General features: G+C 61.0%; 5 protein-coding genes and 1 pseudogene. All 6 read left to right on the plus strand.

Annotation, left to right across the window (positions count from 1 at the left end; all coding sequences use genetic code 11):
• Positions 1-39: 39 nt before the first annotated feature.
• The gene (locus tag AB4Z38_RS02620) at positions 40-2,418 is read left to right on the plus strand and encodes a polysaccharide deacetylase family protein (RefSeq protein ID WP_441428251.1); all 2,379 of its coding nucleotides are present in this window, start codon (positions 40-42) and stop codon (positions 2,416-2,418) included.
• A 342-nt stretch (positions 2,419-2,760) separates the two neighbouring features.
• A complete protein-coding gene (locus AB4Z38_RS02625; RefSeq protein WP_441428252.1) occupies positions 2,761-2,937 on the plus strand; it encodes a hypothetical protein in 177 nt (58 codons plus the stop codon).
• A gap of 94 nt (positions 2,938-3,031) precedes the next feature.
• The gene (locus AB4Z38_RS02630) at positions 3,032-5,128 is read left to right on the plus strand and encodes a lysozyme (RefSeq protein WP_441428253.1); all 2,097 of its coding nucleotides are present in this window, start codon (positions 3,032-3,034) and stop codon (positions 5,126-5,128) included.
• A gap of 140 nt (positions 5,129-5,268) precedes the next feature.
• Positions 5,269-6,333, plus strand: coding sequence for a substrate-binding domain-containing protein (locus tag AB4Z38_RS02635; protein WP_441428254.1), 1,065 nt, complete (start codon positions 5,269-5,271; stop codon positions 6,331-6,333).
• Between the two features lie 92 nt (positions 6,334-6,425).
• On the plus strand, positions 6,426-8,060 hold the full coding sequence (locus tag AB4Z38_RS02640; protein WP_441428255.1) for a DUF2142 domain-containing protein: 1,635 nt from the start codon (positions 6,426-6,428) through the stop codon (positions 8,058-8,060).
• A gap of 142 nt (positions 8,061-8,202) precedes the next feature.
• Positions 8,203-8,301 (plus strand): annotated as a pseudogene (locus AB4Z38_RS02645) (IS5/IS1182 family transposase); the annotation flags it as partial.

An 8,301-nucleotide genomic window follows, 5' to 3' on the forward strand; every position in this document is an offset into this window, starting at 1 on the left:
ACCCAACCTGCACAAGCTGCGGGTCCACTTGTAGTCACATTGACATTTGATGACGCCAACGCTGATCAGGTTGCCGCTGCGAACTACTTGAATTCCAAAGGAATGATGGGGACATTCTTCCTTCCATCCGGCTACCTCAATGCCACCGATCCCAATGGTGGTCCGGCCCCTTACATGACCACCGCACAGGCACTCGCCCTCCAATCGGCAGGCAATGAGATTGCCGGGCATACGGTCACGCACCCCGACCTTGCCCAGATGGACGCGAACGAGGTGGCACGCCAGGTATGCAATGACCGCGTCAACCTGACCAACATGGGCTTCCGGGTCACGAACTTCGCGTACCCGTTTGCGTCCGCCACCCCGGCTGTGGAGCAAACAGTCGCCAACTGCGGCTACAACAGCGCACGCGGCCTGGGTGACTTGAAGAGTAAAGCCGCTCCGACCTTGACTGAGGTCGCCGAACCGCTGCCAGTTCCGGCAGCAGACCTCTACTTCACCAAGGCACCCGACGAGGTGGATAACACTTGGGCCCTGAGTGACTTGCAGACGGTTGTGACCCAGGCAGAAGCTGGTGGCGGATGGGTCCAGTTGACTTTCCACCACTTCGACTCCACCACGGATCCGTTGACAGTGACAACAGCGAATTTCCAAGCCTACGTGAACTGGTTGGTGACTGAACAGACGGCCGGCCGGATTGTCGTCAAGACGGTACGCCAGGTCATGGCTGCCCAGTTCCCTGACCCGTCGAATCCGGCGCTCGACGTAGACAAGCCACTTGTCAATGGACCGGCTGCACCGCCACCGATCACCGTTGGAAACCTGCTCCAGAACCCAAGCTTGGAGACAGCCGGGCCGGTGGCATCCGGCCTGCCATACTGCTGGGCGATCGGCTCCTACGGCACGCAAACCTCGACGTTCACCAGTGTGACTCCCGGCCACACGGGAAGCGTCGCAGAACAGATGGTGACGACCGGCTACGTTGACGGCGACGCCAAGCTGCTACCGACCCTCGACCTTGGCCAATGTGCTCCAAGCGCTACGCCCGGTCACACCTATCAGATGTCCGCTTGGTATAAGTCGACAGCCCCGACCCAATTCGAGTTGTACTACCGAACGGGCCTCGGCACGTGGACGTATTGGACGGCCAGTCCGAACTTCGTGGCGGCTACGGCTTGGACCCAGGCGACATGGACCTCGCCCCCCGTCCCGGTGGGGGCCAGCGCCATCAGCATGGGCCTGAACCTGCTGAGCAACGGAACCCTGGTTACCGATGACTACGGCCTGTTCGACTCGATTGCAGTGCCTAGCGTCTTCAAGTCGATGACACCTACCAGGATGCTCGACACCCGCAACAACCCGGCGCCTGTGGCACCGAACGGGACCGTCTCCTTCCAGGTCGGCGGCGTCAACGGCATCCCGGCAAACGCCACGGCAGTGACCTTCAACCTCACGGTGGCCAATCCGACGTCGTTCGGATTCGTTACCGCATACCCGTCCGGAACGACCGCGCCGAACGCGTCCAACCTGAACTACGCCACCGGGCAGATTGTCCCTAACCTGGTGACTGTGCCCGTGGGGTCGGATGGAAAGGTCACGCTCCTTAACGCGTCCGCCAAGGGCACCGCGGAACTCATAGCAGACGTCTCCGGCTATTACGTCCCGGCGGCCGCTCAGTCCCCTGGAGAGTTCCAGCCAATGACGCCGAGCAGGTTCCTCGACACCCGCAACAACCCGGCGCCTGTGGCACCGAACGGGACCATCTCCTTCCAGGTCGGCGGCGTCAACGGCATCCCGACATCAATTTCGGCCGTGACGTTCAACCTCACTGTGGCCAACCCGACGTCGTTCGGATTCGTCACTGCGTACGCGTCCGGAACCGCACGGCCGAACGCCTCCAACCTGAACTACGCCACTGGACAAATCGTGCCAAATAGTGTGACTGTGCCAGTAGGTGCGGACGGAAAGGTCACCCTTTTCAACGGCTCTGTTTCCGGAACCGCGCAACTGATCGCAGACGTGTCCGGCTACTATCTTGGCGGCGGCGCGGCAACGGTTTCGGGGGCCTTCCAGCCCATCACACCTACTAGGTTCCTCGATACCCGAAACGGCACTACTCCTGTGGGGGCCAACGGAACAGTATCGTTCCAGGTCGGCGGCGTCAGCGGGGTTCCCGCAACCGTCGGTGGGGTGACGTTCAACCTCACTGTGGCCAACCCGACGTTGAACGGGTTCGTCACGGCTTTCCCGGCCGGGGCCAGCGTGCCAAACGCCTCCAACCTGAACTATGCACCCGGGCAGATCGTCCCGAACCTTGTGACCATACCGGTGGGGACCGGCGGGCAGGTCAGCCTTTTCAACGCATCGAAGGGAACGGCGCAACTGATCGCAGACGTCTCCGGATACTTCATTCCATGAACGGCTGACATTACAAAACTGAACGATAAACACTTCGCCCTGGCCCGCACGTCGCGGGTCCGGGCGAAGTTGTTTTGCGTGCGCTATGGCAAAGCAAGCTAGTCACAAATATCCCATTGGCCACATTAGCACCACCTTGCACATCAGTGTTATGGTTGCCTTCGAATTAGAAGTGGCAGCAGCCAATTACCGTCGCGGCTTTGAAACGGCGGAATGAATCAAGTGCCGCCCCATCGGAGCCGGCAATCTCGTGTGGAGCCAAGAGATGAAGACCTTTCAATTTAAAGCCCCTTCCTCCACTTCCCGGGTGCGCCGCGTTCAAGACCTCGCGCTAACAGCGATGTGCGGCGCGGCGGTCTTGCTCCTCTCGGCAACGACGGCGGTTGCCGCACCGGTTCCTTCCCCGACACCCTCCCCCTCGAGTTCCCCGACCTCGTCTCCCGCGGTCTCATCGCAAACGACGGCGACACAGTTGCCGACCGCAAGCTCAACGGCTTCACCGACGCCGCCGGCAAATAGCCAGACGGCAACGCCGTCACCAGCCGCGACGAACCAAAACGGCGTAGATCGCCAAGCCGCAATGCGCGCGGCTGCCGGACCCGGGGGCGCGCAAATGGGCCAACGCTCCCCACGACTCCAGGGCGCGCTAACTGCCCAAGGCAGCTGGACTCCCACCTTCGGCATACAGGGTCTCGATGTCAGCTACTACCAGGCTGGCGTCGATTGGCAGCAGCAATGGAACATGGGAGCGCGATTCGCCTACGTCAAGGCCAGCGAGGGAAACTACTACACCAGCCCCTCGTATAGTTCGCAGTACCAAGGTTCACGGGCAGTCGGAATGATCCGCGGCGCTTACCACTTCGCGATTCCCAACTGGTCCTCAGGCGCGGACCAAGCCAACTACTTCGTCCAAAACGGCGGCGGATGGAGCTCGGACGGCGCAACGTTGCCGCCCGTCCTGGACATTGAGTTCAATCCGTATGCCGGTCAGACCATCAACGGCGTCTACATGGGCAATACCTGCTACGACATGTCACCCGCCCAGCTCACGTCGTGGGTACAGAACTTCGGCAACACCATGCGTTCCCTGACCGGCCGGCTCCCGATGATCTACACCAACACGAGTTGGTGGAAGCAGTGCACCGGAGATCCTGCCGTATTCGGGGACTACCCCCTCTGGGTCGCCGCATACCCAGGCGGCCCGTCGAACGACGCTGGAATTCTTCCATCCAGCTGGGGTACATACAGCTTTTGGCAGTACAGCAGTACAGGTCCCTTCAGCGGCGACTCGGACGTCTGGAACGGCGACTATGCGTCCCTCCAAAAGTTTGCCGGAGATCCAGCCAGGGGTTCGTTCGATTCGCTGTCCCTCGTCCGGGACACCACCTCGGCATACCTGAGGGTCACGGGCTGGTCTGTAGACCTTTCCAGACCCTGGGTATCGACTCCCGTCAATATTTCGGTCACCGATCCGGGCAACGTGACCACGGGGTACTCGTTCTTGGCAAACGCGTATCGGCCGGACGTGGATCAAGCCTTCGGTTATGGCCCGGCACACGGATTTGACAACAACATTCGGATCACCGCATCGGGCACATACAAGGTTTGCGCAAGCGCCGTCAGCGTCAACGGCAATGTTGACCTTGGCTGCAAGAGTTTTCAGGCAAATGGAGTCGAACCTCCGATCGGGTCGTTCGACACCCTCGGACAGGTTCGTACTCCCGACGACGTTTCCCTTCGCCTGACAGGCTGGGCCGTAGACCGTGCCAACCCTCAAACAGCCTCGTTCGCCGACGCCTACGTCACCGACCCGAGCGGACAGACCACGGGCTACCGCATCACGGCCAACACCTACAGGCCGGATGTGGGAAGCGCTACGGGCTACGGTTCGAACCATGGCTTCGACAAGTCGATCAGCCTTAGCAAAGCCGGCACCTATCACGTGTGTACCTACGCCATTGGGCAGTACTACAACACCGCGCTCGGCTGCAAAGACATCACTGTCGGATCGAACCCGCCGCCGAAGGGATATTACGACTCCATTCGAATCTCGCAGGCACCTGGCGCGGCCAACCTCGTCGTGACGGGCTGGGCATTCGACCCCACGAACCCCGCGGCCAGCATTCCTGTGCACGTCTACGTCCAGGCACCGGATGGAAGCAATGTCGGCACCGCATTCACGGCAAATCAATCCCGTGCCGACCTGAACAACTCGTTCGGAATAACCGGTAATCACGGCTTCAGCGCCTCGCTGGCGACAAAGGGCACCGGCACCTACACCGCTTGCGCCTATGCCATCCCAGTTGCCCCGCTCGCTTCCGGGAACACGGCGCTTGGATGCATGTCCATTCAGGTAAGCAATACGCCGGTCCCGGTCGGCTATCTCGACTCCGTCGGAGTCGCATCGGTGTCAGGGCAAGCCAATATCAGGGCGACGGGGTGGACATACGACCCAGCGGTCCCGGGCTCGTCCAATCCGGTGCATGTCTACATTACGTATCCGGACGGGAGCCGCCTGGGGTACGCCTTCACGGCCAACCTTCTTCGGGGTGATGTGAACAACGCTTTCGGCATTACCGGAAACCATGGCTACTCGACCCTGGTCCCCATCACCCAACGGGGCAGATACACGGTTTGTACTTATGGCATCGGGATAGCGCAGTACAGCTCAGGCAACTCGCTCGCAGGCTGCCAATCCCTGAATTACTAAGTCTCCTGCACGGAGCAGGACCTGTGTACCGCGCCTCGACCAGCCGGCGTCGAGCCGAAACGGGCTACGACGCTCAGGTTGAACGGTTAGGGTTATCAAGACGCAAGTCTCAGCTATACCCGTAATCGAAAGGACCCCCGGTGCATCATCGGTCGATTCACCGAGCGGCAGGATGCCTCCTGCTTCTCGGTATCAGCTTGGCCGCCTGTGCCAGTCCCCCAGCCAAACAGCAAAATATCCGCGGCGCGCTCACTGCGATTGGAAGCCCCATTCAGAGCGATCCGATCGGAGCCTGGTCCAGCGCTTGGAAAAAGACCTTCACGGCCACGTCCTTGAGCTACTCTCCGGACGGCTCTGACGTTGGGCTGACAGCCTTGGCCACCGGCCAAGCCTATTATGCTGCCCTCGACGCCCCCTTGACGGCTCAACAACAAGACGCAACCAAAACCGAGTGCGGTCCCGGTGGGGCGTTCAGCGTTCCGACCTCGGTGACCTCTATCGGCGTCGTCTTTAATATGCCAAGCATCCGTAGCCTCAAGCTCACGCCAGACGTGCTCGCCGGTATCTTCATCGGAGATATCAATCGCTGGGATGACAAGGCGATCGCAGCGATCAATCCGGGAACCGCGCTCCCGGACGCGCCGATCGTCCCCGTGACAGCGAGCACAGCTTCAGCGCTCGCCTCGGCCAGCACGGGCTACCTGGCGTCCTCCCCCAGGTGGCCGTCGGGTGTGACCAACAAATGGACCAAGGTACCTGGTGGCCAACAAGTAAAGAACCTCAGCGACATCGCCAAAAAAGTCGACAGCACTGCCGGCGCAATAGCGTTCATGGATTCGGCGTCCATCGGGTCCAGGTTTGACACTGCGCTGCTGTCGTTCGGCGGCAGCTTCGTCAGAATGTCCAAGGATTCGGTGGCAGCGGCCGTCCAGGATGGCACCACAACAACGGTGGCCACGGGAGTCGAGTTTCGCCTTCCGGACAAAACCGACCACGGCTACGCATTGGGAAACGTGAACTACCAGGCATTTTGTACGAGCTATAAGAACGGGGAGGTTGCGTCCCTCGTGAAATCCTGGGCAGACTTCGTTGTCAGCCCCGATGGGCAGGTCGCCTCGACCTATTTCGCCGGGGTGGCATCCCCGAGTGAACAGTCTTTGCAGGATGCGTCACGCCTGATTAAGAAGATCGGGAGCGACCAGTGATCGACCAACCAGCTGCTCAAGGCCCCATTCGTCCCGACCTTCTAAAGCAGGCTCTCCCCCCGGCAGGACGGCTGCGGTCCAGGGCGCGCAACGTGTCGCCCGCCACCAAGGCCGGATTCGGATTCTTCATCCGCGTTTTTGCGTTGCTCTCAGCGCTGATCACGCTGTGGATCCTGGCCACGCCCCTGATGGCGTATCCCGATGAGCCTGCCCACACCATTAAGGCTGCAGCAGTGGCGAGGGGTCAGTTCTTCCCGGGTCCCGGCGAGTCCTATGGCAACGGGATCCACGTGCAGGTTCCCTCCTACATCGCCAACGTCGAGTCCCAGCGGTGTTTTGCCTTCCTCAAGGAAATGCCCGCGGGCTGCGCGCCCGATATCCCCCTTGGCGACACGTACACCACCATCGGCGTGACCTCGGCGGGCTTGTACAACCCCTTCTACTATTGGTTCGTCGGGCTCCCTAGCCTGTTCATGTCCGGCGCCCCCGCAATCTTTGCCATGCGGATTGTCAGCGGACTCATGTCGGCCGCCTTCTATGCGGCCGGCTTCACCGCGTTGTCCAGGCTGCGGCATCCCAAGTGGCCCATGGCTGCGGCCGCGGTTGCGACAACGCCCATGGTTTTCTTCCTGGCCACCGGAGTCAATCCGAACTCCTTGGAAGTCGCGGCGTCCATGGCGGCCTTCTGCGGCCTGGTCTCCGTACTTGAGAACTCAAGGCAGCTCCATCTTGCCCGTCCGGGAATCCTGGCAGTCGGAATATCGGCAGCGACCTTGGCCAATACCAGGAATGTGTCGTTGTTGTGGCTCCTTTGCGGAGCGATTGTGGCCTGCCTCTTCTTCCGGGGCGCCGACATCGTTGCAATCTTCCGCAATCGGCTATTGCTCATAGTCGCCGCATTGTCCGCAATCGGGGTTGCCCTGGGTGTCATTTGGAACTTCGTCATGTTGACGGCGCCTCCTTCGGCTGGCGAGGCACCCGCCGGAATTTCCAATGCGATTGAAGGCCTCCGCCCCTCCAACGCCTTCGCCACCATGCTGGACAGATCGTTCGACTTCGTCAACCAGTACATCGGCGTCGCGGGCTGGCTTGATGCTCCGGTGCCGCAAGCCGTCCTGATGTTCTGGAACATGCTTCTCATTGCCCTGCTGCTGATGGTCTTCCTGATGCGTCCGGCTCGATTGCAATTGGGTTTTTGGGCCGCCATCGGAATGCTTGCGGTAGTTCCCGCTCTGGTCCAGGCTGCGTTGGTCACCAGCAGCGGTTTTATCTGGCAAGGAAGGTACAGCCTCCCGTTGTTCGCGATCGCCGTCATTTCGGCGGGGTTGGCGCTTCGGTTCCGCAAGTTCCACGCGAATCTCATCAGCCGCAGGCTCACCAAGATTCTTCTCTGGGCAACCTGCGCTGCCCACGTGTACGGCTTCGTGTATATCCTCCGACGGTATGTGGTGGGAATACCGGACTTCGCGAACTGGCTGGTGATGTTCACCAAGCCGGATTGGCAACCGCCCCTTTCCTGGGAAGTCCTCGCCCTCCTCTTCACCGTCGCATTGATAGTTGCGGCCGCCCAGCTATACCGGTTCCTCTACCCCGGTCTGCCGTTCCTCCCGGTCCCGGTGATCCGCGCACTGCGTTGGGCGGCGCGCCGACCGACGACGGCCGCCGCCGCCGACCAGCCAGCCCAGCAAGCAACCCGGGAATCCTCGGAACGCCAGCGCGTCGAGTAAAGACAACTCCAATCGCAAAACCAAACGCAAAAGGTCTGGCCAGGCATTGCCTGACCAGACCTTTTGCATTGACGCGGTTGCGCTCCGGAATGCTAGAGCGTGTCTCCTAAATGTTGGCACGGTGGTGAGGGATGCTCGAAGGGTGTCTCGTACTTCTGTTTTGACTGATGGGCAGTGGGCCCGGATTCAGCCGTTGCTGCCTTCGTCCTCGGGCCGGCGTGGACGGCCGTTTCGGGATGAC

The organism is Arthrobacter sp. 2RAF6 (genome assembly GCF_052115205.1).
In the GTDB taxonomy this organism is placed as follows: Bacteria; Actinomycetota; Actinomycetes; order Actinomycetales; family Micrococcaceae; genus Arthrobacter.

What these genes read in the sequence shown, in the direction of transcription:
- AB4Z38_RS02630 (WP_441428253.1), top strand. Translation starts at nt 3,032, where the DNA reads ATGGGCCAACGCTCCCCACGACTCCAGGGCGCGCTAACTGCCCAAGGC.